This is a genomic window from Devosia yakushimensis, from assembly GCF_030159855.1.
Lineage (GTDB): Bacteria > Pseudomonadota > Alphaproteobacteria > Rhizobiales > Devosiaceae > Devosia > Devosia yakushimensis.
Genome location: NZ_BSNG01000001.1, coordinates 696,340 through 720,374 on the forward strand (window position 1 = coordinate 696,340; position 24,035 = coordinate 720,374).

General features: G+C 63.1%; 28 protein-coding genes. 13 read left to right on the forward strand and 15 right to left on the reverse strand.

Going from position 1 to position 24,035, the window contains the following annotated elements:
• Positions 1-188 precede the first annotated feature (188 nt).
• The 7 genes from rpoD (at position 189) to QQL79_RS03325 (ending at position 4,247) form a co-directional block, all read left to right on the forward strand.
• Positions 189-2,249 (forward strand): RNA polymerase sigma factor RpoD, encoded by a 2,061-nt coding sequence (rpoD, locus tag QQL79_RS03295; RefSeq protein WP_284387888.1) that lies wholly within the window; start codon positions 189-191, stop codon positions 2,247-2,249.
• Between the two features lie 15 nt (positions 2,250-2,264).
• Entirely contained in the window at positions 2,265-2,534 is a 270-nt protein-coding gene (locus QQL79_RS03300) for a DUF4160 domain-containing protein (protein WP_284387890.1), read from the forward strand.
• Positions 2,527-2,805 (forward strand): DUF2442 domain-containing protein, encoded by a 279-nt coding sequence (locus QQL79_RS03305; RefSeq protein ID WP_284387891.1) that lies wholly within the window; start codon positions 2,527-2,529, stop codon positions 2,803-2,805. The genes QQL79_RS03300 and QQL79_RS03305 overlap by 8 nt, the downstream gene beginning before the upstream one ends.
• A complete protein-coding gene (locus QQL79_RS03310) occupies positions 2,806-3,096 on the forward strand; it encodes a DUF2442 domain-containing protein (RefSeq protein WP_284387892.1) in 291 nt (96 codons plus the stop codon).
• A gap of 21 nt (positions 3,097-3,117) precedes the next feature.
• Positions 3,118-3,408 carry an HlyU family transcriptional regulator gene (locus QQL79_RS03315; protein WP_284387893.1) on the forward strand — a complete coding sequence of 97 codons (291 nt, stop codon included), beginning with the start codon at positions 3,118-3,120 and terminating at the stop codon, positions 3,406-3,408.
• A gap of 81 nt (positions 3,409-3,489) precedes the next feature.
• Entirely contained in the window at positions 3,490-3,711 is a 222-nt protein-coding gene (locus tag QQL79_RS03320) for a hypothetical protein (RefSeq protein ID WP_284387894.1), read from the forward strand.
• Between the two features lie 110 nt (positions 3,712-3,821).
• Positions 3,822-4,247 (forward strand): hypothetical protein, encoded by a 426-nt coding sequence (locus QQL79_RS03325; RefSeq protein WP_284387895.1) that lies wholly within the window; start codon positions 3,822-3,824, stop codon positions 4,245-4,247.
• 18 nt (positions 4,248-4,265) lie between these two features.
• Here the strand turns inward: QQL79_RS03325 and QQL79_RS03330 are convergent, their stop codons facing one another.
• The 3 genes from QQL79_RS03330 to QQL79_RS03340 all read right to left on the reverse strand — a co-directional run bounded on the left by QQL79_RS03330 (position 4,266) and on the right by QQL79_RS03340 (position 7,199).
• A complete protein-coding gene (locus tag QQL79_RS03330) occupies positions 4,266-5,105 on the reverse strand; it encodes a cycloisomerase (protein WP_284387896.1) in 840 nt (279 codons plus the stop codon).
• Positions 5,106-5,300: 195 nt separating this feature from the next.
• Entirely contained in the window at positions 5,301-5,942 is a 642-nt protein-coding gene (locus tag QQL79_RS03335; RefSeq protein WP_284387897.1) for a Vgb family protein, read from the reverse strand.
• A gap of 36 nt (positions 5,943-5,978) precedes the next feature.
• The gene (locus QQL79_RS03340; protein ID WP_284387898.1) at positions 5,979-7,199 is read right to left on the reverse strand and encodes a winged helix-turn-helix domain-containing protein; all 1,221 of its coding nucleotides are present in this window, start codon (positions 7,197-7,199) and stop codon (positions 5,979-5,981) included.
• Between the two features lie 89 nt (positions 7,200-7,288).
• On the opposite strand from QQL79_RS03340, the gene QQL79_RS03345 reads away from it, so the two are divergent.
• Both QQL79_RS03345 and QQL79_RS03350 read left to right on the forward strand, forming a co-directional pair.
• Complete coding sequence (locus QQL79_RS03345) at positions 7,289-7,735, forward strand: SRPBCC family protein (RefSeq protein ID WP_284387899.1); 447 nt, start codon at positions 7,289-7,291, stop codon at positions 7,733-7,735.
• Between the two features lie 20 nt (positions 7,736-7,755).
• Entirely contained in the window at positions 7,756-7,959 is a 204-nt protein-coding gene (locus QQL79_RS03350; RefSeq protein WP_284387901.1) for a hypothetical protein, read from the forward strand.
• 165 nt (positions 7,960-8,124) lie between these two features.
• Here QQL79_RS03350 and QQL79_RS03355 read toward each other — a convergent pair whose 3' ends face one another.
• From QQL79_RS03355 to QQL79_RS03375, 5 genes are all read right to left on the reverse strand, one after another.
• Complete coding sequence (locus QQL79_RS03355) at positions 8,125-9,162, reverse strand: LLM class flavin-dependent oxidoreductase (RefSeq protein WP_284387903.1); 1,038 nt, start codon at positions 9,160-9,162, stop codon at positions 8,125-8,127.
• A 118-nt stretch (positions 9,163-9,280) separates the two neighbouring features.
• Positions 9,281-9,970, reverse strand: coding sequence for a tellurite resistance TerB family protein (locus tag QQL79_RS03360; protein ID WP_284387904.1), 690 nt, complete (start codon positions 9,968-9,970; stop codon positions 9,281-9,283).
• 139 nt (positions 9,971-10,109) lie between these two features.
• Positions 10,110-10,469, reverse strand: coding sequence for a hypothetical protein (locus tag QQL79_RS03365; RefSeq protein WP_284387906.1), 360 nt, complete (start codon positions 10,467-10,469; stop codon positions 10,110-10,112).
• A gap of 178 nt (positions 10,470-10,647) precedes the next feature.
• Positions 10,648-11,166, reverse strand: coding sequence for a TIGR00645 family protein (locus QQL79_RS03370; RefSeq protein WP_284387907.1), 519 nt, complete (start codon positions 11,164-11,166; stop codon positions 10,648-10,650).
• A gap of 202 nt (positions 11,167-11,368) precedes the next feature.
• On the reverse strand, positions 11,369-13,627 hold the full coding sequence (locus tag QQL79_RS03375) for an OmpA family protein (protein ID WP_284387909.1): 2,259 nt from the start codon (positions 13,625-13,627) through the stop codon (positions 11,369-11,371).
• A gap of 263 nt (positions 13,628-13,890) precedes the next feature.
• Between QQL79_RS03375 and QQL79_RS03380 the strand changes: the two genes are divergently transcribed.
• Positions 13,891-14,313, forward strand: coding sequence for a secondary thiamine-phosphate synthase enzyme YjbQ (locus tag QQL79_RS03380; protein ID WP_284387911.1), 423 nt, complete (start codon positions 13,891-13,893; stop codon positions 14,311-14,313).
• Complete coding sequence (locus tag QQL79_RS03385; protein ID WP_284387912.1) at positions 14,313-15,143, forward strand: sulfite exporter TauE/SafE family protein; 831 nt, start codon at positions 14,313-14,315, stop codon at positions 15,141-15,143. The genes QQL79_RS03380 and QQL79_RS03385 overlap by 1 nt, the downstream gene beginning before the upstream one ends.
• A gap of 121 nt (positions 15,144-15,264) precedes the next feature.
• Here QQL79_RS03385 and QQL79_RS03390 read toward each other — a convergent pair whose 3' ends face one another.
• Positions 15,265-15,984 carry an SIMPL domain-containing protein gene (locus tag QQL79_RS03390; protein ID WP_284387914.1) on the reverse strand — a complete coding sequence of 240 codons (720 nt, stop codon included), beginning with the start codon at positions 15,982-15,984 and terminating at the stop codon, positions 15,265-15,267.
• A 195-nt stretch (positions 15,985-16,179) separates the two neighbouring features.
• On the opposite strand from QQL79_RS03390, the gene QQL79_RS03395 reads away from it, so the two are divergent.
• Both QQL79_RS03395 and QQL79_RS03400 read left to right on the forward strand, forming a co-directional pair.
• Entirely contained in the window at positions 16,180-17,325 is a 1,146-nt protein-coding gene (locus QQL79_RS03395) for a fumarylacetoacetate hydrolase family protein (protein WP_284387916.1), read from the forward strand.
• Positions 17,326-17,350: 25 nt separating this feature from the next.
• Positions 17,351-18,790, forward strand: a complete 1,440-nt coding sequence (locus QQL79_RS03400) for an aldehyde dehydrogenase family protein (protein ID WP_284387918.1) — start codon at positions 17,351-17,353, stop codon at positions 18,788-18,790.
• A 371-nt stretch (positions 18,791-19,161) separates the two neighbouring features.
• On the opposite strand, the gene QQL79_RS03405 is transcribed toward QQL79_RS03400, so the two are convergent.
• The 6 genes from QQL79_RS03405 to pstA all read right to left on the reverse strand — a co-directional run bounded on the left by QQL79_RS03405 (position 19,162) and on the right by pstA (position 24,034).
• The gene (locus QQL79_RS03405; protein WP_284387920.1) at positions 19,162-19,584 is read right to left on the reverse strand and encodes a DMT family transporter; all 423 of its coding nucleotides are present in this window, start codon (positions 19,582-19,584) and stop codon (positions 19,162-19,164) included.
• Positions 19,581-20,066, reverse strand: coding sequence for a DMT family transporter (locus QQL79_RS03410; RefSeq protein ID WP_284387922.1), 486 nt, complete (start codon positions 20,064-20,066; stop codon positions 19,581-19,583). The genes QQL79_RS03405 and QQL79_RS03410 overlap by 4 nt, the downstream gene beginning before the upstream one ends.
• Positions 20,067-20,368: 302 nt before the next feature.
• Positions 20,369-21,070 (reverse strand): phosphate regulon transcriptional regulator PhoB, encoded by a 702-nt coding sequence (gene phoB / locus QQL79_RS03415; RefSeq protein ID WP_284387924.1) that lies wholly within the window; start codon positions 21,068-21,070, stop codon positions 20,369-20,371.
• Positions 21,071-21,073: 3 nt separating this feature from the next.
• Complete coding sequence (gene phoU, locus QQL79_RS03420) at positions 21,074-21,784, reverse strand: phosphate signaling complex protein PhoU (protein WP_284387926.1); 711 nt, start codon at positions 21,782-21,784, stop codon at positions 21,074-21,076.
• A 29-nt stretch (positions 21,785-21,813) separates the two neighbouring features.
• Positions 21,814-22,596, reverse strand: coding sequence for a phosphate ABC transporter ATP-binding protein PstB (pstB, locus tag QQL79_RS03425; RefSeq protein WP_284392807.1), 783 nt, complete (start codon positions 22,594-22,596; stop codon positions 21,814-21,816).
• A 73-nt stretch (positions 22,597-22,669) separates the two neighbouring features.
• The gene (pstA, locus tag QQL79_RS03430) at positions 22,670-24,034 is read right to left on the reverse strand and encodes a phosphate ABC transporter permease PstA (protein ID WP_284387928.1); all 1,365 of its coding nucleotides are present in this window, start codon (positions 24,032-24,034) and stop codon (positions 22,670-22,672) included.
• Position 24,035 lies beyond the last annotated feature (1 nt).

Consider the following 24,035-nt stretch of genomic DNA (forward strand, 5'->3'; position numbering starts at 1 on the left):
GGGGCACCTCTGAAAACCAGCGAGTTTGCGCGATTTTGCGTATGGCACTACGCGAAATTATCGGTGCGGGCCGGGGCGCCCAGGCGAATGTTAACGCTTGGGTTACCAAACCTTTACCTTGCCTTGAGGTGTCACCACTTAAAGCCTTAGCGGAACCCGGGCGCTGACGGGTCCCGACGGAGTACCAGATGGCCACCAAGGCAGCTACCAAGACCACCAAGGAAACCGAGAAGCCGGAAGCCGGCGCCCCCGAGGCGACGAACGACAGCCCGCTACTCGACCTTTCCGATGCCGCCGTAAAGAAACTGATCAAAGTCGCCAAGAAGCGCGGCTATGTCACCTATGAAGAACTGAACGCGGTGATGCCGTCGGAGGAAGTGTCCTCCGAGCAGATCGAGGACTTCATGTCCATGTTCTCGGACATGGGCATCAATGTCGTGGATGAAGACGAGGTCGAAGAGACCGAAGTCGAAAAGGACGAGGAAGACCAGGGCCAGGAAGTGGCCGCCTCGACCGGCACGGCCGTTTCCACCACGTCCAACACCAAGGCCGGTTCCGACCGGACCGATGACCCGGTGCGCATGTATCTGCGCGAGATGGGTTCGGTGGAATTGCTCAGCCGCGAAGGCGAAATCGCCATTGCCAAGCGCATCGAGGCAGGTCGCGAGACCATGATCGAGGGCCTGTGCGAGAGCCCGCTGACGTTCCAGGCCATCATCATCTGGCGCGAACAGCTTGCACAGGGCGAAATCCTGCTGCGCGACATTATCGACCTGGAAGCCACCTATGCCGGCCCCGACGCCAAGCAGGCGGCGCCCGATATGTCGCAGGCCTATCAGGCGCCCAAGCCGGAAGCCGTTGCCGAAAAGCCCAAGCCGGCACCGGCGCCCAAGCGCGCTTCGTCTGACGAAGACGACGATTACGTGCCCGAGGAGCCGCAGGCCCCGCAGGACCCGGTCGAAGAAGAAGACGACGAATTCGAAAACGCCCTGTCGCTGTCGGCCATGGAAGCCGAACTCAAGCCGCAGGTGGTGGAGACGTTCGATCGCATCGCCAATGCCTATGGGCAGATGCGCGAAATCCAGGACCGGCATGCAGAAGACCGCAGCGCCACCGTGTCCGATGCCGACCGCAAGCAGATCGAGGGCTTCCGTGGCGAAGTGATTGCCGACGTCAAGTCGCTGTCGCTCAATGCCGGCCGTATCGAAAACCTGGTCGAGCAGCTTTACGACATCAACAAGCGCCTGGTGAAGCTGGAAGGGCGCCTGCTGCGCCTGGCCGAAAGCTATGGCGTCAAGCGCGACAAGTTCCTTGAAAGCTATTACGGCCAGGAAGTGAACCCGGCCTGGGAAGCTGACCTTGCCAGTTTCGAGGGCAAGGGCTGGGCGGAATTTGCCAAGCGCGAAGCCGATACCATCCACGAAATCCGTGGCGATGTGGCGACGCTGGCGACCGAAGCGGGCCTCAATATCGGCGAATACCGCCGCATCGTGCACAAGGTGCAAAAGGGCGAACGCGAAGCTGCCATCGCCAAGAAGGAAATGGTTGAGGCCAACCTGCGCCTGGTGATCTCGATTGCCAAAAAGTACACCAATCGCGGGCTGCAGTTCCTCGACCTGATCCAGGAAGGCAATATCGGCCTGATGAAGGCCGTCGATAAGTTCGAATATCGCCGCGGCTACAAGTTCTCGACCTATGCGACCTGGTGGATTCGCCAGGCGATCACCCGCTCGATCGCCGATCAGGCGCGCACCATCCGTATTCCGGTGCATATGATCGAAACGATCAACAAGATCGTGCGGACCAGCCGCCAGATGCTGCATGAAATCGGCCGCGAGCCGACGCCCGAGGAACTCAGCGAAAAGCTGCAGATGCCTTTGGACAAGGTGCGCAAGGTGCTCAAGATCGCCAAGGAGCCGATCTCGCTCGAAACGCCGATCGGCGACGAGGAAGATTCAAACCTCGGTGATTTCATCCAGGACGTGAATGCGATCCAGCCGATCGATGCGGCGATCCAGTCCAATCTGCGCGAGACCACGACCCGCGTGCTGGCGTCGCTGACGCCGCGCGAGGAACGCGTGCTGCGCATGCGCTTCGGCATCGGCATGAACACCGATCACACGCTCGAAGAAGTGGGCCAGCAGTTCTCGGTGACCCGCGAACGCATTCGCCAGATCGAGGCAAAGGCGCTGCGCAAGCTCAAGCACCCCAGCCGGAGCCGCAAGCTGCGCAGCTTCCTGGATAATTAGGGCTCACCCCAGACCATGCCGACGATTGCGATCTTCTACGGCATGGTCATTGAGATGTTTTGGCGGGATCATCCGCCGCCTCATTATCATGTGAGCTACCAGCAATATCGGGCGGTGATTGCGATAGAGACCGCCGAGCTTCTGCAAGGGAAGCTGCCGGCCGGCGCCAAGCGCGATTTGCGCGCCTGGACCATACGGCACCGGCAGGAATTGCTGGATAACTGGGAGCGCGCTAGACTACACGTGCCGCTTTGGCCTGTGCAGGGAGCTGACGAAGATGATTGAGTATGTTGACGTCGTTGCTCTCAAGCCGCTGCCAGGCTTTAAACTCTGGTTGCGGTTTTCCAATGGTCGGGAAGGCGTGCGGGACTTTGCCGATATTCTAGCCCAGGGTGGCGAAATGGTTGAGCCGCTCAAGGACGAAGCATTCTTTTCGCGTGTCACTTTGCATCACACTGTACCGGCCTGGCCGAACGGCTATGAAATCGACGCGACGAATTTGCATCTGGAGTTGCATGAAGCCGGCCTGCTCACCACGTCGGTGGCGGCCGAATAGTTGTCTATTCCTCGCCTCAAGGTCACCGCTATCCGCACCATCGTGCCGTTCAAGCTGGTGGTGACGTTCTCCGATGGGTCGAGCGGCACATTCGATGCGGCGCCGATGATCGGGGAGCGGGGCGAGGGGACTGAACCGTTGCGCGACCGGCGCTTCTTTGCCACGGTTGAGCTGGCCAATGGTGTGCCGACCTGGCCGAACCATTTCGATATTTCGCCGGGTTGGCTGCGCGAGGAAATGGAAAAGCGCGGCGAACTGATTTTGCCCTTGCCGATCCGGCGCCGACGTTAAAACAAGAATAGGGAGCCCAATATGTCGTTTCTCAAGAAGCTTTTCGGTGGTGGCAATAGCGAGAGCGCCCCTGCCGGCGACAAGGTGCTGGGCGAGGAAGGCTATAAGGACTTCCTGATCAAGGCCATCGAGATGCGTGCGGGCAGCGAATTGCAGCTGGCCGGGATCATCGAAAAGAGCATTGGCGGTGAACTCAAGACTTATCGCTTTGTTCGGGCCGACCGTATGAGTTCCAAGGATGATCTGGTGGCATTGGCCTTCAACAAGGGCCGGCAAATCATCGACGAGCAGGGCGAGCGCATTTTCAGCTAGGCGCCTTCTTCACACTAAGTCTCGGCAACGGGCGGCCCGCCTCCGGCGCAGGCCGCGCGTTCGCATTCAGGAGTATAGATCATGGCCAAAAAACCAACGGCGCGCAGTGAATTTGTGATGTTCGATATCGTCTATGAGGACGGCAGCCAGCGCTCCAACCGCAAGGTGGATGCGAGCCTGCTCGGGGGCCTCGATGGCGATGAGCCGGCCCGCGCCGCCATCATGGAACAGGATCGGGCGATTTCGGAGAAGTCCGGCCTGCCGCCGCTGCAGATCAAGTCGATCAAGCGCTCGGGCAAGTGATGCGGGGCGGAATACTGCTTGTCGCGCTGGCAAGCGCGCTGGTGGGCGCGCCAATGTCCGCGGGGGCGGCGTCCGACATTTGGCACTCGGCTGCCGGGCCTGACGGGATCATGCGCTATTCCTGCGACGATGCCTGCGCCCAGACGCAGGTGATCTGCGTGCATGAGGTGATCCCGGAACCGGGGCCGGGCCGGGTGGAAGACCTGGTGGATGAGGCGCTCGTTCCCTGGGGGCAGATCGATTTTTCGGTGGCGGCCCGGATTGCCGGGGATCGCGAGAACCTTGCCGGTGCGGGAAAAATCGTGGATGGCAAGCGGATCGAGGGACCGGCCGTCGTGTCCTTTGGCGGCTCCGAATGGGCCTCGGCGCGCTATGCGATGGAGAGCAAGGGCGGTGGGCTCGCCGCCCAATTCCTGCTGTGGCGACCCGCCGAGGGCGTGGCGACCCTGCTTTGCAGCCATAAGGCCGGCGTGGACGACGCGGGGGCCGAGGTGGCAATCAGGCAATTGGCGGAGAGCCTTCGCCTGACGCCATAGGTGCTTCTTCTCACACGGCTATTTTAGGCTGGTGAGATCGACCTTGTTGACGGTGACCGTATTGGTTTCGCGCACGAAGCCGTAGATCACGTCGGGCTGGGAGCGGTCCCAGGCGATGCCCTGGCCGGCGATCTCCAGAGGCACGGTGCCGATCCATTTGAGGGTCGAGCCTATGGCCGGAATGTCCATCACATAGGCTTCGGCTGGGTCGTGGCCGCTGAGATAGAGGTGGCCATCGGGACCCCAGGAACCGCCCGAATTGGACATGTCGTCGAATTTCTCGACGACGACATCGGGGATGACATAGGCCTGTTCGACCTGCCAATCGGCGTCGAACTTGACGACCTGGGTGTTGTATTTGTTGCCATAGGCAATCGGGCTCTTGTCGAAGACGCGATTGTAATTGGCAAAGCCGCCCCACCAGGAGCCATCGGGCGCCTGATCGACCCAGGTGAAAGAGCCGATCTGGATGCCGAAGCTGTGGCTTTCGAGGTGATCGAGCGTGGCCGCATCGAAGATTTCGAGCGAGCTGGTCATCGGCCAGATGGGGTAATTGGAGTGGGCGACGTAGATCTTGCCGTCGACCACCGCAGCACTATCGAAGTGAATGGCGCCGATATCCTCATAATCCTTCATCGCCACCCGCTCCTGGGTGTCCTTGGTATATTTGGCGATGGTGGTGTTATCGATGGCGTAGAAATGTTCGGCGTCGACGCCAATGCCCTGGTTGATTTCGGGGATGACGTAGCTGCCCAGAACTTCCGAGCTCATGGTGGGCGGCTCTTCCTGGGCGAGGGCCGGGGCGGCGAGCATCGTGGCGGCCAGGGGGAGGACCGCCCAAAATGGTTTGGCAAACATGCTGATTTCTCCTGATGTCGCCGCCCCGGATGGAGCGGCGCGTCAATCAGGAAAAGTTAGGACGGGCCGATGAAGCGGATGTGACGTGGACCTAAAGCGCGTCGCGATCTCAAGGATTCGCTCTGTGCGCTTTAGATTCCTTGTTTGACGCATGTCTTTCTCCCAAAACCGGCAACCACTTTTGGGAGACATGCTCTAGGACACGCGCTCGGGCCGGCGGATGGCGCGCAGCTTTCCATCGCTGCCACCACCGCAGAAGAAGCGGCCGGCGCCGTCGGATTCAAGGCCGGACACGCCAATGCCGGCGGGCATTTCGAGCACTTCCAGGACCTCGCCGGTGCTGGGATCGATATGGCGCACGTCGCCTTTATCGTCCTGCCAGGTGCCGTGCCAGAGGTCGCCATCGACCCAGGTGACGCCGGTGACGAACCGGTTCGATTCGATAGTGCGCAGGATTTTGCCGGTTTCGGGATCGACCTGGTGAATCTTGCGGCCCTGGTATTCGCCGACCCAGAGGGTGCCTTCGGCCCAGGCCAGGCCGGATTCACCGCCGCCCGCCGGGCCCGGGATGGAGGCGAGTACGCGGCCGGTTGCCGGGTCGATCTTGTCGATCCGGTTTTCGGCGATCTGATAGAGATGCTGGCCGTCAAAGGCCGTTCCGGCATAGGCGGCGGCGTCGAGCGAGCGCACCGCTGCGCCGCTGTCGGGGTCGATGGCATTGATCCGGTCGCCGGAGGCGAACCAGACATGATTGCCGTCGAAGGTGACGCCGTGGACGTTATCGACGCCGGGGTAGGGGCCGTATTCGTTCAGTATTTCTGCAGCCATGGTTTTCATGATGCTATCCCATTCGGTTTGTTGCCTGATGAGAGCCTAGCCACCGGGAAGCGGACCCGGGAGTAACAAGATTGTCGGGAAAGCGGGCAGCGGCGGGGTGATCCAGCGCAGGGCGCGGCCGCGGCCGAAAGACTGGGCCTTGCCGCTGGCCGACAGCTCTTCCAGGGCGCGCTGCACGGTGCGGGCGCTGGCTCCCAGCGCGATGGCCAGGGCCGAACTGGACCAGGCCTCGCCATCGGCAAGCAGGGCCAGGACATTGGCGTGACGCTCCTCGACCGGGGGCGCGAGGACGATGACCTCGCATTTGCGGCGCGGCTTGAGGGCGAAACCGCGCTTGGTGGCCACGATATTGGCGAGCGGCCGAAGCGCGGCGCGAAGCCGGCCGATTTCGACGCGGAGCCTCGCCCGGTGCGATTCATCGGCATGCCTGGCGCCAAACGCGCGGATAAGCAGCGTCTCCCTCGTGACATCGTGCGGCCAGGCCTCGGCAAGGGTGCGAACCAGCGCGAAGAGAACCGGGCGGGCGGCCAGGGCGATTATGGTCTCTGTGCTGCGCACGAGGTTGCGGTTGGCGTCGATGATGAGGGCATCGGAGGCCAGCAGGGTCTCGACATCGTCGATGCGGAGAAGGCGTTCCTTGCCGCCGGCAATCAGGCGTGCGGCTGGCGCTTCCAAGATTGCGGAGGCCGTCTCCACTTCGGCGACCAATGCGCCAATGCCGGCCTGGCGGGCGGCCTGATGCGCCTGGGCCAGGGCGGCGCGGGCCGGCGCCGCCTGCAGCCGGCGCATGGCGATGCCGGCGACAATCATGTGATGGGCGGCCGTGAGGGCGGGCGGGATTGGCGCGGGGGCCGGCGCACCCAGCCTCTGCTCGGCCTCATCCAATTGGCCCAGCAGCAGCATGCGGCGCACTTCGAGATGCAATGCATGGATCGCGTTGATGCGGTCGCCGCGCTGTTCCAGCGTTGCACGCGCCGCAGCGAGCGTGGCCAAGGGCCAGCTCAGTTCGCGCGATACGAAGGCGATTTCTGCCTCGGCAACACTGCATCTGGCGCGGGCGACGGCTTCTTTCGGACCGAATGCCCGGGCCGCGCTTTTGAGCAGCGCCTTGGAGCGGGCAAGGTCGCCGAGTTGGGCCATGGCGATGCCGCGCAGGGCCAGGGCGGGGCCGTCGTCGCGCAGGGCAACGCGCTTCAGGGCGCCAAGGATGTCACCCGTGGCGAGGGCCCGCGCTGCGGCCGCGATCAGGGCGTCCATCGGAATCCCGCCACACTTGTAACTCCCACCTCCCGACGTTCCTGCCCTAGCCTCCTTGCATCGAAACGGCCAGCACGAGGAGAACCGCAATGGCTGACATTCTACACAGAGTTGGAATCCTGTCGCCCTCTACCAGCGAGGTCTATGCCGCGCTCAGCACCATCAAGGGGCTGGCGGGCTGGTGGACCATCGATACGCAGGGTGACACCAGGGCCGGCGGCGAACTCCGGTTCCGGTTCGGTGAGGCGGGTGGCTTCGACATGAAGGTGCTCGAACTCGAACCGAGCAAGCGTGTGCTCTGGGAAGTGACCGGTGGGCCGGCCGAATGGATCGGCACCAGGATCGCTTTCGACCTCAAGCAGGAAGGCGACTACGCCATCGTGCTCTTCAAGCATATGGGCTGGAAGGAGCCGGTGGAGTTCATGCACCACTGCAGCACCAAATGGGGCACGTTCCTGATGAGCCTCAAATCACTGGTCGAGACAGGCAAGGGTGCGCCGCATCCTGACGATGTCCTGATCGACAATTGGAAATAGCGCAAAACGGGAGATGAGAGATGATCCCTGCACCATATCACTTCGAGAATATTACGCGTGAGGCCTGCATCCATCCCGATGTCGAGGCTGAGATCGAGGCGGCGCGGCGTCGCGAGGGCAATAAGCATAGCCCCACGCGGCCGCATCCCCTGGCGGTATTGATCCGGCGACTATTGCCGGAGCCACGGGTGCGGCATGACTGGTTTGGCACACCCGCCGAATAGTTTGGGGGGATGACCAGCCCACAGGCTATGACACCGGGAGTGTCGAGTATGCTGCGCACACCCCCCACCCTGCTCGATCACGGACTTAGCAAGGGCTAAGTCCTATCTCGCTTCCCTCCCCACAAGGGGGAGGGTGACGACTGAGGCACCGGTGGGTGCAGGCGGCTAGCCCAAGGCCTTGTCCACTGCCGGCTTGACCACGGTGCCGTAGAGCTCGATGGCCTTCATGACCTTGTCGTGGGGCAGGGTGCCGACGCTGAATTGCAGGCCGAAGCGGTCGTGCTTGAACCATTCGTGCTGCATCAGGATCTTGTCGATGACTTCCTGCGGCGACCCCATGAAATAGGCGCCGTTGGGCGTGGCGCCGGCGTCGAATTGGGCGCGGGTGGTGGGCGGCCAGCCGCGTTCCTTGCCGATGCGGCTCATGGCCTCGCCATGGGCGGGGAAGGCGATGTCGCGGGCATCCTGGCTGTCGGCGGCGATGAAGCCGTGCGAGCTGATGCCGACGGGCAGGGCCTTGGGATCGCGCCCGACCTTTTCGGCGGTTTCGCGATAGAATTCGACCAGCGGGGCAAACTGGCGCGGCTGGCCGCCGATGATGGCGATCATCAGGGGCAGGCCATAATAGGCGGCGCGGGCGACGGAATTGGGCGTGCCGCCGACGGCGATCCAGAGCGGCAAGGGCTGTTGGACGGGCACGGGATAAATGGCAATGCCGGGGATTGGCTTGGTATGCGTGCTGCCGGGCCAGGTGACTTTGCCGCCTTCACGGATTTTCAGCAGCATTTCGAGCTTTTCCTCGAACAGGGCGTCGTAATCGTTGAGATCGAGCCCGAAGAGGGGAAAGCTTTCGATGAACGAGCCACGGCCAGCCATGATCTCGGCACGGCCATTGCTGAGGTTATCGAGCGTGGCGAATTGCTGATAGACCCGCACCGGGTCTTCCGAGCTGAGCACGGTGACGGCGGTGGAGAGGCGGATCGACTTGGTGCGCGCGGCGGCGGCAGCCAGGATCGTCACAGGTGACGAGGCGGTGTAGTCGGGGCGGTGATGCTCGCCCAGGCCGTAAAAGCTGAGGCCGAGCTGGTCGGCCAGCTCGATTTCTTCCAGCAGGTCCTTAAGACGTTCGGCGGGGCTCTGCAGGTGGCCGCCGTTCAGGGGATCGGGAGTGTTTTCAGCGAAGGAATAGAGTCCGAGTTCCATGGTGTGACCTCTTGTGTTGCCGCAGACATGGCCCGGGGCCTCGGCACGATCAAGAACGCACACCAATGTAACTGCGGCGCCTTGGTTCTCGCCAGGGAGAACCAAGGCGCCTGGCAGGTTAGACGTTGCTGCCGGAGGGCGTATAGGCCCAGGGCGCCGGGGGAGCCTGGGCGGGCTCGGGCGCTTTTTCGCCTGCGGTTTTGTGGATTTCGGCGATGAGAGCCGGCGGGAGCTTGAGCTTGCTGGCCAGGGCATCGAGATAGGCGCGCTCGGAGGCCGTGTCGGCCGTGATGGCGATGAGGGACGCGGCGTAGATTTCGGCGGCGTGCTCGGGAGTATCGGCGCGGGCGACGACGGCATTGATGTCGAGGGGGCTGGAGAGCTCATCGAAGACCCAGGCCTTTTCGTCGGCGCTGAGCGACATGCCTTCGAGCTTGGCGAAGATGGCTTCCTTTTCGTCGGCATCGATGCGGCCATCGGCCTTGGCGGCGGCGATCATGGCGCGGACCAGGGACTTGCCGAGTTCTTCCTGGCCATGCTGATCGCTGGGGGCAGGAATGAAGGCATCTTCGCTGGGCTGGGCCGTGGCAGCGCCGGCCTGATTTTGCTGGTGGTTCTGCCAGGCCTTGTAGGCAAGGCCGCCGACTGCGGCTACGGCGCCGATCTTGACGGCGTTGCCGGCGAGCTTGCCGAGGCCGCCGCCGCTGAGCAGCATGCCGGCGGCGAGGCCCGCTGCGCCGGTCATGGCCGTGCGCTGGGCGTTCTTATCGGTCTGAAGGGCTTTGACGATCTGGTCGATATTGAACACGGGCGTTCCCCCTGGTTGATGGTGTCTCCGAGATGGGCATCGAATGCGGCTGTGGCAAGGCGCAAAAGGAAAAGGCCCCGGACGAGCCAGGGCCTTTTTTTGCCATCGGAGGGAGGGCCGACGGCAATGAGAGCTGTTGTTACATCGCCGGGGCAGGCGTAGCCGGATCAGCGGCCGGAGCCGGAGTGGCCGGTTCAGCTGCCGGAGCCGGGGTAGCCGGTTCGGCGGCGGGCGCCGCATCAGTGGGAGCCGGCGTTGCCGCGGGGGCGGCCGGAGCCTCCGTCATCGGGGCGGGCGCCGTGCTTTCAACGGCCGGTGCGCTAGTGCCGGTGGCCGGGGTCGAGGGGCCAGAATTGGCCGAGAAGACAAGATAGCCGATGGCCAGCAGCGCAAGGGCAACGATGATGCCAACGAACCAGCCCGTTCCGCTGCTCTCGCGCGTATAAACGGTACGGTTGCCATCGTTGGTATAAACGGTATCGCGGTCAGGGTTAGCCATGAGTTCGCTCCTTTGTTTCACCGTAGGAAAGAAACGCCGGCTTTTTGTTTTTGTTCCCATTTACGTGATCACGCTATTCCACGCCCGCCACGGGCCGGAATTGTGCTTTTGATTCAAGGGGATCGTTAGCCAGAAAAATGCGTCAGGCGGCGGTTTCTTGCGCGCGCCGGAAGATTTTTTAGAGTTCCGGGGTCTTTTCCTTGGCCGCGGGCTTCCGGGAAATGCGATCGATCAGGGCCAGGAACAGGGCCGAGAAGACGAATACCAGGTGGATGATGGTATACCACATGATGTTCTGGCTGCTGTATTGCGGCACGTTGAGGAAAATCTGCAGCAGGTGGATCGAGGAAATCGCCACGATGGTGGAGGCGACCTTGATCTTGAGCGAGCCGGAATCGATCTGGCCGAGCCAGTGCACGTCCCCGCCATCGTCGAAGCGCGAGACATAGTTCTCGTAGCCGGAGATGATGACCATGACGACTAGGCTCGCAATCAGTGCGGCGTCGATCAGGCTGAGAACCTTGAGGATAGCGTCGGTCTCGTCCATGCCGAACATGTGGGAGGCGAAATCCCAGAGCTTGTAGGCAAAAGTGACCGCGTAGAGGGCCAGCGCGATGCCGAGACCGATATAGAAGATCACCAGCAGCCAGCGCGACGCCAGGATGATGTTTTCGAGAAAGAGTTCCAATTGCTTCATATCGCGCTCCGGGGCCGGAGGAAGCCATAGCAATTTTTGTGGCGGTGGCAAGGTGGGAGTGGATTTGTCGCTTACTTGAGGGGATACCCCCTCCTAGCCTCCCCCTGATAGGGGGAGGGACGGGCTGGTGGCCATTCTGGGTGGGTGCCCAACAAAAAGGCCGGGCTAACTGCCCGGCCTTCGTATTTGTCCTGCTGCTCGCCTAGTTGCTGGCGACGGTGATCAGCGGGGTGATGCGGCGGATAGTGACGCGACGGTTTTCCCGCTCCGCACGTTCGGTGCGGATCTTGAGGTAGCGTTCGCCATAGCCCTGGGTGGCCAGGTTTTCCGGCGGCACGCCGTAGAAGTCGGTCAGGATGCGGGCGACCGTGGCCGCACGCAGGTCCGAGAGTTGCAGGTTGGAGATTTCCGAACCCACGGCATCGGTGTGGCCTTCGATGAGGAAGGTCTCGCCCGGATTGGCGGCCAGCAGCTGCAACATGCCGTTGGCAACGTTGGACAGGGCACTGACCTGATCGCGGCTGATGGTGGCCGCGCCGGTATCGAAGGTCAGACCGCCCACTTCGAGCTTGCGCACGCTGTCGCGGACGCGGGCCGAACGCTTGACCTCGTCGATGGAGTAGAGACGGGCGACCTGCTCGACGGGAGGCTGGCGGAAGAAGACTTCCACCTGCTGCTCGTCGGCATAGCGGGAATCGAGCACGTAGTCCTGCACCGGAATATTGAGCCGGAGCGGGGGCAGGTCGAGGCCCGGATCACGCCATTCGAGCAGCTGGTCGTCATAACGGTCATCGAAATAGGCCAGCACATATTCGCGGCCATCCGGGGTGAAGCGCGAGCGGCGCAGGATGTCGCCATTGCGATTGCGGACAGTCACGATCTGGCTGCCGTCGGGACGGGTCACGGTCTCGCGGTATCGGCCATTGCTCAGCTGCTCGTAATAGACCTCGTCCGCACCCGGATCATAGAAGCGGTCAGTGTCCTGGCCGGGGGTGTTGACGATGAGCTGGGTGCCGATCTGCAGGATCACCTGGGTCAGAGTGTCGCCGAAGCCGCCCTGCTGGATGACCTGCGTATTGTTCTGCTGGTTGATGACGGTGTTGTTCTGCGTGTTGTTGGTCACATTCGTATTGTTGTTGACGATGTTGTTGACCACGTTGGTCTGGTTGATGATCGTGACGTTCTGCGGCACCTGTTGGGGCTGCAGGGCCTGGATTTCGACAGCCTGGCCCTCTTCCTGAACGGCAGAGCGCAGCGCGGCCTCTTCGGGTACTTCGAAAGCGGCCTGGGCGGCGGCGTCATCGACCGGCGGGGGCGCCGGGGGCGTTTCGGGGACAGGCTGTGGCTGAATCTCGACCGCGGGTTGACCTTCTACGGCCGGGGCTGCCTCGACGTCCTTGGCGCTATCGAGCACTGGAGCGATCTGCTCCTGGGTAATGCCCTCGGGCAGGGTTTCGATGACCTCGGCGGGCTCAGCCGGCAGGGTTTCGGCTGCCGGGGGCTGAGCCGGATCCATCGCGGGCTGTTCGGCCGGAGCGGCAGGCTGCTCGGCCGGAGCCGTCGGCTGGATGCCGGGCACGGCAGGCAGGGACAGGCCATAGGCGGCCAGGCAGGCGTCGATATCGCTATTGCCGGTCTGGGCGCAAAGCGCGGCGATCTGGTTGCGGGCGCCGTCGATCTGGCTTTGCGCGGCGGCTGCGTCACCGCCCGACATCAGGTCGGCGACCGCGGCATTGTAGATATCCACCTGGGCACGCAGATCGGCAGAGATGTCGACCTGGGGAGCAGGCTGTTCGGCTGCGGGCTGCTCGACGGGAGCGGGCTCGGGGGCCGGTGCCGGTTCTGGAGCGGGCGCAGGCTGTTCAGCCGCGGGCTCGGGGGCCGGAGCAGGTTGTTCGGGAGCGGGTTCCGGCGCGACTTCAGGGGCCGGGGCGGGCTGTTCCGCAGGGGCGGGCTCGGCAGCAGGCTGCTCGACCGGAGCAGGTTCAGCGGCCGGCTGCTCGACGGGAGCGGGTTCGGGAGCCGGGGCAGGCTCTGGCGCAGGTTCGGGCGCTGGTGCCGGTTCTGGAGCGGGCGCAGGCTGTTCCGCCGCGGGCTCAGGGGCCGGAGCAGGCTGCTCGGGCGCAGGTTCCGGCGCGACTTCAGGAGCCGGAGCCGCTTCCGGGGCTGGTTCCGGAGCGGGCTCTGGTGCAGGGGCCGGCTCTGGCGCCGGGGCTGGCTCTGGTTCAGGAGCTGGAGCCGGTTCAGGTTCGGGTGCCGGTTCAGGCGCGGCTTCGGGCGCAGGAGCGGGCTCTGGCGCGGCTTCGGCCGGCTGGGCCGCGATGCATTCCTCGATGGTGGTAAAGCCCGCATCGATACATTGCTGCGGCAATTGCGGAGCGTCCTGGGCGAGAACGGCCAGCGGCGCTGCAGTGAGCAGCGTCAAGCTGGAGCCGGTCAGGAGCCAATTTCTGAGGCGCATTGTTGTTATCCTTCTTGTCGTCGACTGATCGGGTGGACGTTTGGCATCAGCATCACGGTTCAATCTGAACGCTGTGTGAATGACTCACAACGGGCGGTGAATACCGATCCCCTCCCTGGAATGCCCAGAACGCGGCGGTTTGCGGCTGAGTTCCGCAATACCGTGCTCGTCGGCGCCTCCTGGATCATGGCACGATTTGGGCGCCTGATTGGCGCTTGAGACGGCTTCATGCTAATTCGACCCGACCACGGCGCGGAATCGACATGCACCAAGCCATTGAAACGACCACTATCGAAACGCGGGGGCAAGGGCTCTACGAGATCAGCCGCGCCGCGCGGGATTTCGTTAGCGGGGCGGGCATTACGACGGGATTGCTGACGGCCTATGTGCGTCACACCTCCTGCTCTTTACTGATCCAGGAAAACGCCGATAGCGACGTGCAGACCGATCTCAAGGGCTTCTTCGCTCGCCTGGTACCCGAAGGCATGGACTGGCTGGTGCATACCACCGAGGGGCCGGACGATATGCCGGCCCATATCAAGGCGGCATTGACCCAGACCTCCATCGGCATTCCGGTTACCGAGGGCGAGCCGGCGTTCGGCACCTGGCAGGGGCTTTATCTGTTCGAGCATCGAAGGCGCCCGCATCGGCGCGAGATCGTGCTGCATATCATCGGTGAGGCGTAATGGATTGGGCAGCGTTGGCCACTTATTGGCCCTTCGTGCTGGGGCTGATGGTCACCGGCGTGGCCTCGGGCATCGCGGCAGGACTATTGGGCATTGGCGGCGGCGCCATCATCGTGCCGGCGCTTTCCACGGCGCTGATGGTGCTGGGTTATGACAGCGACGTGGTGCAGCATGTGGCGGTGGGTACATCGCTGGCGATCATCATTCCCACCGGCTTCATGAGTGCGCGCGCTCATTTCAAGCGCGGGGCGCTGGATTTGAAGGTGCTGCGGCTGTGGGTACCGTTCATCGTGGCGGGAACGTTTATCGGGGGACTGATGGCCGGATGGTTTTCAGGCGATGTGCTGCGCATCGTCTTCGCGGTCATGGCTTTCCTCATCGCGGCCAATATCGTCTTCGCGTTCCAGACCCGGTTGATGGGGCATCTCAATGGCTCGTCGCTGACGCACCGCATCTCGGCATTTGTGGTGGGATATATTTCGGCGCTGATGGGGATCGGCGGCGGATCACTGACCGTGCCGACGCTGGTGGCGTTCGGGTCGAGCATGCATGCGGCGGTGGGCACATCGGCCGGCATCGGGGTGGCAATCGCCATCTCGGGAACGGTGGGTTTTGTGATTTCGGGCTGGGGTGTTGCCGGGCTGCCGCCGCTGAGCCTGGGCTATATCAACCTGGTGGCGCTGCTGCTGGTGGCGGTGCTGGCTGCCCTGTTTGCCCCGGTGGGGGCGGCGCTGGCGCATCGGCTGGACCAGAAGACGCTGAAATACGTCTTTGCCGTTTTCCTGGTGGTGGTGGGGCTGAATATGGTTTGGACGGTGGTGAACGGGTAGACCTTGGTCTGGCTTGTGCGCGGCGCCAGGCGGGCCAAAAATGGGGTTGGTGGGAGCGGGTGACTACGAAAGCCGCCCCCACCGCCCAAGCCCCCCTCGTTGAGAGGGGAAAGGGTTAGTTTTATTTGCTGGTGTCGGCCAGTTCCCACTGGACGGACACGTTGATGGCAAAGCTCAATTCACCGGACTCGACCGGAACCGAACCGGCGTCGGCAGCCTGTGCCCTTGCGTACATAGGAGCGGGCTGGGGCTGATTGAAGCCCTGAGTCTCACTGATCGAGTTGATTTCTTCCAATTTGCTGCCGGCGACGTCGGCATAAAGCTCGGCCTTGGCGCGGGCGTCGGCAAAAGCGGCCTTGCGGGCCTCGTTGTAGAGCGCTGTGGGATCGGCAACGTCAAAGCTGACGCCATTGATGGTGTTGGCGCCGACAGTGACCGACTTGTCGAGGATGGCGCCCAGGCCGTCGAGCTGGCGTACGACCACGGTCACGGTGTTGGACACCTGATAGCCCTGGATCTTGGGCGGCAGCGAATAGCCGTTTTCGTCGCGGGCGTCGGAATAGACGTAATTGGGGCTGACCGAGAAGCCGGAGGTCTGGATATCGCGGGCTTCGATGCCGGATTCCTTGAGGGCGGCGAGCAGGTCGGCCATGGCCTTGGTGTTGAGATCGAGCGCTTCGCGGGCGGTGGCGCCCTGCGTGGTGACCCCGGAGGTAACATAGGCCGTATCGGGCTTGGCAGTCACTTCGCCGCGCCCCTCGATGGAAATCGAACCGGCATAGGCTGGCATGGCGAAACCGGCAACAAGAGCGAGAGGGGCGAGAACGGCAAGGCGACGCATGGGAACCTCCATAAAATGTGGCGATGGGAGCAATCCCCATCCATTGCGTCAGTATTGCGGCGCACATGAACCCAAGTTGAACGCGCGTGTGGATATTCGGTTCATAGCAAAAAGTATGACTTTAGGTCCGCCGCACTTGCGCCTGGGGGAACTGCCGGTTACTCACAAGCCTGGCGTTTTTAGGGGAGACTGGACGTGAGGCTTTATCCGGATGGGGTGCTTGTCGGCCGGGCCCGAATTGCCGGGCATGACCACCCCAGAATCGTGACTGTGCGCGGCGACCAGCTGGTGGATATCACCAGCGCGGGCCGGGCCACGGTGCGCGATATCGCCGAGTCCGGGGCGGCTGCCGAGCATGTGCGTGATGCGGCCGGACAGGTGCTTGGTGGCGTCGACGCCATCATGGCCAATAGCGCGGCGGCCACGCCCGATGCGTCCATTCCTGTCCTGCTGTCGCCTATCGATTTGCAATCGATCAAGGCCTCGGGCGTGACCTTTGTGGTGTCCTTGCTCGAAAGAGTAATCGAGGAACAGGCACGGGGGGATAAGTCGAGGGCCGATGCGCTGCGCGGGGAAATCCTGGGGTTGATCGGCACCGATCTCAGCGAATTGGTGCCGGGCTCGGAGACGGCGGCCAAGGTCAAGGCGGCGCTGATCGAAAAGGGCGTGTGGAGCCAGTATCTCGAAGTGGGGATCGGGCCGGACGCCGAGATTTTCACCAAGGGCCAGCCGATGAGTTCGGTGGGCTATGGCGCCGAAGTGGGCCTGCACCCGATTTCGAGCTGGAACAATCCCGAGCCGGAAGTGGCTGTTCTGGTGACCAGCAAGGGCGAAATCATCGGCGCGACGCTGGGCAATGACGTCAATCTGCGCGATGTGGAAGGCCGCTCGGCGCTGCTGCTGGGCAAGGCCAAGGACAATAATGCCTCGGCTTCGCTTGGGCCGTTTATCCGCCTGTTCGATGGCGATTTCACGCTCGAAACCATCAAGCAGGCTGAAATTGCGCTGCGTGTGGAAGGCGAAGATGGCTTCGTACTCGATGGGCATTCCTCGATGAGCCAGATTTCGCGCACGCCCGAATCCCTCGTGGCCGCCACCATTGGTGGGCATCATCAATATCCGGACGGGCTGGTGCTCTATCTGGGCACCATGTTCGCGCCGGTGCAGGATCGTGGCGGCGCCGGCAAGGGTTTTACCCACAAAATTGGCGACACTGTCTCGATCTCGACATCGTCGCTGGGCACCCTATCTAACAAGGTGAACCTCTCCACCAAATGTCCCCCCTGGACCTATGGCGCCAGCCATTTGCTGCGCGATCTGGCCAAGGCAAATCTTCTCTGATCTCTCCCCCCGAAAGGCATATGATATGACCCAATTGCACAAGAACCTCATCGACGGGGAATGGATCGGCTCGGATGGTGTGGAGAACATCAACCCGTCCAATACGGCCGAAGTGGTGGGGCTTTATGCCCGCGCGACCGCCGAGGAAACCAAGCAGGCCATTGCCGCGGCCAAGGCCGCATTTCCGGCCTGGTCGCGTTCGGGGATTCTGGAGCGCCATGCGATCCTCAGCAAAACCAGCCAGGAAATCATCGCGCGCAAGGCCGAGCTGGGCGAACTGCTGAGCCGCGAAGAGGGTAAGACCCTGCCCGAAGGCATTGGCGAAGTGACGCGCGCGGCGCAGATTTTCGATTTCTTCGCCGGTGAAGTGCTGCGCCTGGCTGGCGAAGTGCTGCCCAGCGTGCGTCCGGGCGTGGGTGTCGAGATCACGCGCGAGCCGATCGGGGTGATCGGCATCATCACGCCGTGGAATTTCCCGATTGCCATTCCGACCTGGAAGATTGCCCCGGCGCTGGCCTATGGCAATACCGTGGTGATCAAGCCAGCCGATCTGGTGCCCGGTTCGACCTGGGCCATTGTCGATATCCTGGTGCGCAACGGGCTGCCCAAGGGCGTGCTCAACCTGGTGATGGGCAAGGGTTCGGTCGTAGGCCAGACCATTCTCGACAGCAAGGATGTCAACGCCATTTCCTTCACCGGTTCGGTGGGCACCGGCAAGCGCGTTGCGGCTGCCTCGATCGAGCATAATCGCAAGTTCCAGCTCGAAATGGGTGGCAAGAACCCGACCGTGGTGCTGGATGATGCCGATCTCAAGGTGGCGGTCGAAAGCGTGGCACAGTCGGCCTTCTTCTCGACCGGGCAGCGCTGCACGGCCTCTTCGCGCGTGATCGTGACCGAGGGGATCCACGACAAGTTCGTCGAGGCGTTGGCCGAGCGCACCCGCAACCTGCGGGTTGGCGATGCACTGGCCAAGGATACGGAAATCGGCCCGGTGGTCGACCCCAGCCAGCTCAAGCAGGACACCGACTATATCGCCATCGGCAAGGCCGAAGGCGCCAAGCTGGTGGCCGGCGGCGAGCTGGTGAAGGCTGCGACCGAGGGCTATTTCCTCCAGCCGACGCTGTTCACCGAGGCGACCAATTCCATGCGGATTTCGCGCGAGGAAATCTTTGGGCCGGTGGCTTCGGTCATCCGGGTGAAGGACTATGAAGAAGCGCTGGCGACGGCCAATGACACCGAATTCGGTCTCAGCGCCGGTATCGTCACCACCTCGCTGAAATATGCGACGCATTTCAAGCGCAATGCTGAAGCCGGCATGGTGATGGTCAATGTGCCGACGGCAGGTGTGGATTTCCACGTACCGTTCGGCGGCCGCAAGGGCTCGAGCTACGGCGCGCGCGAGCAGGGCAAGTATGCGGCTGAGTTCTTCACCGTGGTGAAGACGGCTTATACCGCCGCTGGTTGATTGGTACGCATTTTGTTGCATCCTTGGGGCTCCGCTTTTGCGGGGTCCTTTTTTTGCGTGCGGAAGCGCCGCCTGGTGCGGTTATCGAATAGACGGACGGACCCCGAGGCGGCATTTGCCTCGAAAGTGATTAGTATGAGACGCATGCCGCCTCGGGGTGCCGGGACTTTATCGGACGGCGCGATCGCAGACCCCAGCGTTTGCCGTAGCGCCCGCCCGATTGCCTTGTCCGCTCGACCCGGAGCAGAGCGCGACCCCCACTCCCCCGGCTGGCCTCCGGACGCTCGTCGCTGCAGCGCCGCCCGTATCCCGGAAGATGGAGGCAGTATGCGGGAGGTTTTGGTGGCGGGGATAAGAGGGATAGATTGGGGCTACCGCCGCCGCTGTGTCAGCGCCATGCCGCCCAGGATGAGCACTACTCCTAGCGCGCTGGCCCAAAGGGTCGAGGGGGCACCGCGGGCGAGGTCGAGCAGGACGCCGGAAACCATCTGGCCGCCGATGACCAGAAGAGCGGTGTTGACTGCGCCGATACGGGGAATGAGCCAGCTGCCGGAGGCGACGAAGATGACGCCGATGGGGCCGCCGATATAGGCGTGCCAGGGGGCGTCGGCCGCTCCGGCCGGGATCAGGCCGCCAATGGCGAGGCCCAGCGCGGTAAGCGCGACGAAGCCCACAAGGTGGTTCCAGAACGAGGCGATCAATGGGGAGCTTGAAAGGGCTAGGCGCCCATTGAGCTGGCGGCTGAGGCCGACCAGAAGCCCGGCCAGCACGGCATAGAGGATGGGGACGATCACGGGCGTCCTCCCATGCCGACAAGGATGATCAGGGCACTGCCGGCCAGGATCAGGAGCACGGCAGCGAGATCGCGCCATTCGAGGCGGCGTTTGGGCAGGCCGAACAGGCCCCAGCGGTCGGCAGCGAGGCTGAAAACGACCTGGCCGGCCAGACCCAGAGCCAGCGTTCCGGCCAAGGCAAGCGGGGAGTTTACCGTGGTGGAAGTCAGCATGACCGTGGCGGCGCCCGATATGCCCCCGAGATAGGCCCAGAGTGGCGCGCGAGGTTTTGGTTCGGAAGCGGCAGCCGGACGGTGGCGGTAGAGCAGGGCGAGGAAGACGAGAGCGGCGACGGTACCGGTGCCATGCGCTGCCCAGGAGGAGAAGAGGGCATTGCCGTAGCGGCCCAGTTCGCCGTTGAAAAAGACCATCAACGTGAGCAGGCCGCCGGTGCCGAAGGCGATCAGCAGGTGCAGCGGGTTGAGCCGGGATGTGGAGGACATTACAGGCGACTCGAGGGAGGGCGGTGGGGGGATGGTAGCATGGGCCCTTTTGTGGGGTAGTGGTTACCATCGAGCCTTTGTGGCTTCCCTCACCCCTCCCTGGCCCTCCCCATCAAGGGGAGGGTGACATCGAGTTGCTGGGATTTCTGTTCCTACGTGGCCATTGGAGTACCCCCTCCTAGCCTCCCCCTGATAGGGGGAGGGACTGGCCGGTGGGGGTGCGCTGTGGCCTGCCGTTTCTATGCGCACAAACGAAAATCCCCGCTTTCGCGGGGATTTCGTAGTGAGGATGCTTTTGGGGGTCAGGCGACTTGGGCGAAGCGTTCGTCGAAGGCGTAGCCGGCGCCGCGGACGGTGCGGATAGGGTCGGATTCGCGGCCGCGATTGATGGCGCGGCGGAGACGGCCGATATGCACGTCGACGGTGCGCTCATCGACATAGACATCGTTGCCCCAGACGCCATCGAGCAATTGCTCGCGCGAATAGACTCGGCCGGGATGGCGCATGAGATATTCGAGCAGGCGGTATTCGGTGGGGCCGAGATGGACGTCGCGATTGGCGCGGCGGACGCGGTGGGTGGTGCGGTCGAGCTCGAGATCGCCGACCTTGAGGGCGGCCGTTACCAGATTGGGATTGGCGCGGCGCAGCAGGGCATGAATGCGGGCGATCAGCTCAGGCACGGAGAAGGGCTTGACGATATAGTCGTCGGCGCCGGTCGAAAGACCGCGAACGCGCTCTTCCTCTTCGCCACGGGCGGTGAGCATGATGATCGGCACGCGGGCGGTTTCCTCGCGAGCACGCAGGCGCCGGCAGAGTTCGATACCCGAAATCTCCGGCAGCATCCAATCGAGCAGGATGAGGTCGGGCAGCTTTTCGTGGATCTGGCTCTGGGCCTCATCCCCGGTTTCCGCGGTGACGACGCGGAAACCTTCGGCTTCGAGATTGTAGCGCAGGAGGATGGCGATATCGCCTTCGTCCTCGACGACGAGAATAGTTGCCGGCATGGGCTAGGCCTTGAGCTGGGTACGATGCAGCTCCACCACTTCGGATGTGAGCTGCTTGCCAGTCTGCAGGTAATAGGCGCGTTCTGCGATATTGGTGGCGTGGTCGCCGATGCGCTCGAGGTTCTTGGCACAGAACAACAGGTGAGTGCAGGGCGTGATGTTGCGCGGATCTTCCATCATGTAGGTGAGCAATTCGCGGAACAGGGAGGTGTACATGGCGTCCACCTCGTCGTCGCGATTGCACACTTCGATGGCGCCGGCGGAGTCGCGGCTCGAATAGGAGTCGAGAGCATCCTTGATCTGGCGGAGGACCAGATTGGTCATGTTCTTGACGCCGTTATAGAAGGTCGGCTGCAGGTTGAGGCCTTCGAGCTTGAGCGAGCGGCGGGCCAGCTGCTTGGCCATGTCGCCGACACGTTCGAGATCGGAAGCGACATGGATGGCGGTGATGATCGAGCGCAGGTCGGACGCCATGGGCTGGCGGCGGGCGATCATGGAGACGGCCATGTCGTCGATCCGGCGCTGCATGTCGTCGATGCGCTGATCGGCGATGATGGTGAGATCGGCCAGCTCACGGTCCAGGCGCAGCAGCGCCTTGGTGCCGTTCTCGATGGCGACCTCGACCTGACCGCCCATTTCGGCGATCGACTGGGCCAGGGCGACGAGCTCGTCATTGTAGGACGAGACGATATGTTCGGGGCCGGAAGTGGGCATGTCGTTGTCTCTCTTGGTCCGGGGTTCGATCAGCCGATGCGGCCCATGATGTAGTCCTGGGTCTGCTTGTTGACCGGATTGGTGAAGATGTCTTCGGTGACGCCTTCCTCGATCAGATTGCCCAGGTGGAAGAAGGCCGTGCGCTGGCTGACGCGGGCGGCCTGCTGCATGGAGTGCGTCACGATGACGATGGTGTAGTTCTCGCGCAGCTCATCGATCAGTTCCTCGATGATGGCGGTGGCGATGGGGTCGAGGGCCGAGCAGGGCTCGTCCATCAGGATCACTTCGGGGCTGACGGCGATGGCGCGGGCAATGCAGAGGCGCTGCTGCTGGCCACCGGACAGGCCGGTGCCGGGTTCGTTGAGGCGGTCCTTGACTTCCTCGAACAGGCCCGCCTTGCGCAGGGAAGATACCACGATCTCGTCAAGGTCGGTCTTGGAGCGGGCCAGGCCGTGAATCTTGGGGCCATAGGCGACGTTGTCATAGATCGACTTGGGGAAGGGGTTGGGCTTCTGAAACACCATGCCGATGCGGGCGCGCAGTTCCACGACGTCGAGGCTGGGATCGTAGATGTTCTCGCCATCCAGCTCGATCAGGCCGCCGACCTTGGCACCTTCGATGGTGTCGTTCATGCGGTTGATGCAGCGCAGGAAGGTCGACTTGCCGCAGCCCGAGGGGCCGATGAAGGAGGTGACAGCACGGTCGGGAATGTCGATCGAGATGCCGTGCAGGGCCTGCTTGGCGCCGTAATGGACGGTGACGTCCTTGGCGTGCAGGCGGATCGGGCGTTCGAGTGCGTCTGTGGGATTCATGGTGGAGTTCACAGTCTGGTGGGTCATTTTAACCTTGCCGGCGAGCATGTCCATTTGGAGCTGTTCCTTCTCACTATGCGCGCTTTTCGAGCTTCGAGCGGAGATAAATCGCGACGCCGTTGAGCATGATCATGACGACGAGAAGCACCATGATCGCGGCGGCGGTGCGGGGTTCGAAGAAATTGCGGTTTTCATTGCCCTGCCAGAGATAGATCTGGACCGGCAGAGCGGTGGCCTGGTCGAGCGGGGTGGCGGGCACGGCGGCGACGAAGGCCTTCATGCCGATCAGCAGCAGGGGAGCCGTTTCGCCCAGCGCATGGGCAACGCCCAGGATGGTGGCGGTCAGGATCGAGGGGAAGGTGACCGGCAGCACGTGATGGAACACCATCTGCGTCTTGCTGGCACCCATGCCGAGCGCCGCCTGGCGCAGGGCGGGGGAGACGCCGAGAAGCGCACCGCGGGTGGCGATGATGATGGTGGGCAGGGTCATCAGGGTCAGCACCAGACCGCCGACGATGGGGGCGGAGATGGGCAGGTGCATGTAGTTGATGAATACCGCAGCGCCGAGCAGACCGAAGACGATGGAGGGCACGGCGGCGAGATTGTTGATATTGACTTCGATGAGATCGGTGAGGCGCGATTTGGGCGCGAATTCTTCGAGGTAGATGGCGCTGGCCACCCCGATCGGCACGGCAAGCAGGATAACGACCAGCATCATCCACAGCGTGCCGACAAAGGCGCCGAGCAGACCGGCACTGGCAGGCGCGGCGCGGCTATCGACATTGGTGAAGATCGACCAGGCAAAGCCGGAGGTGATGGTGCCATTGGTCTCATATTGATCGATCAGGCCGCGGGCCGGGGCCGAAAGCTGCTGCTGGGCATCGCCCAGGTCGCGATTGATATTGCCCTTGATCCAGTTATCGGCATTGGCGGAAGCCAGCACGTCGACCTGGACGGTTTTGCCGAGCAGGGTGGGGTCTTTGACGAAAAGCTCGCGGACGCGATGGCGGGCATCGGTTTCGGCAATGGTCAGGATCTGGCGGGTATCGATCTCGTAGCCGGCCGGCGCGGCGGCGCGCAGCGATGCTTCGATGACCTTGTTCCAGTTCAGCATGGCAACATCACGCTGCCATTTGAGATTGGCTGCCTGGAAATCGGCCTCGGATTGACCCGCCGCCCGAACCGGAGCGGGGTCCACGCTGATAATTTCGGGGTCGAAGGTGACCGACAGGTGCAGATTGGACTGCGTGAACGCGGGGATGCCCTTGCGCACGATATCGACGAAGAGCAGGGCGACGAAGCCGAGAGCCACAATGATGGCGGCAAGGCCAAGTCCGCGGAAAATCGACTCGCTGAGGTGGCGCCGGGACAGGCTGGCGCGGATCAGGCGGGTGCGGTCGTTGGACGCCGGGGCGGTGGTGGAGAGCGTGTCGGCCATG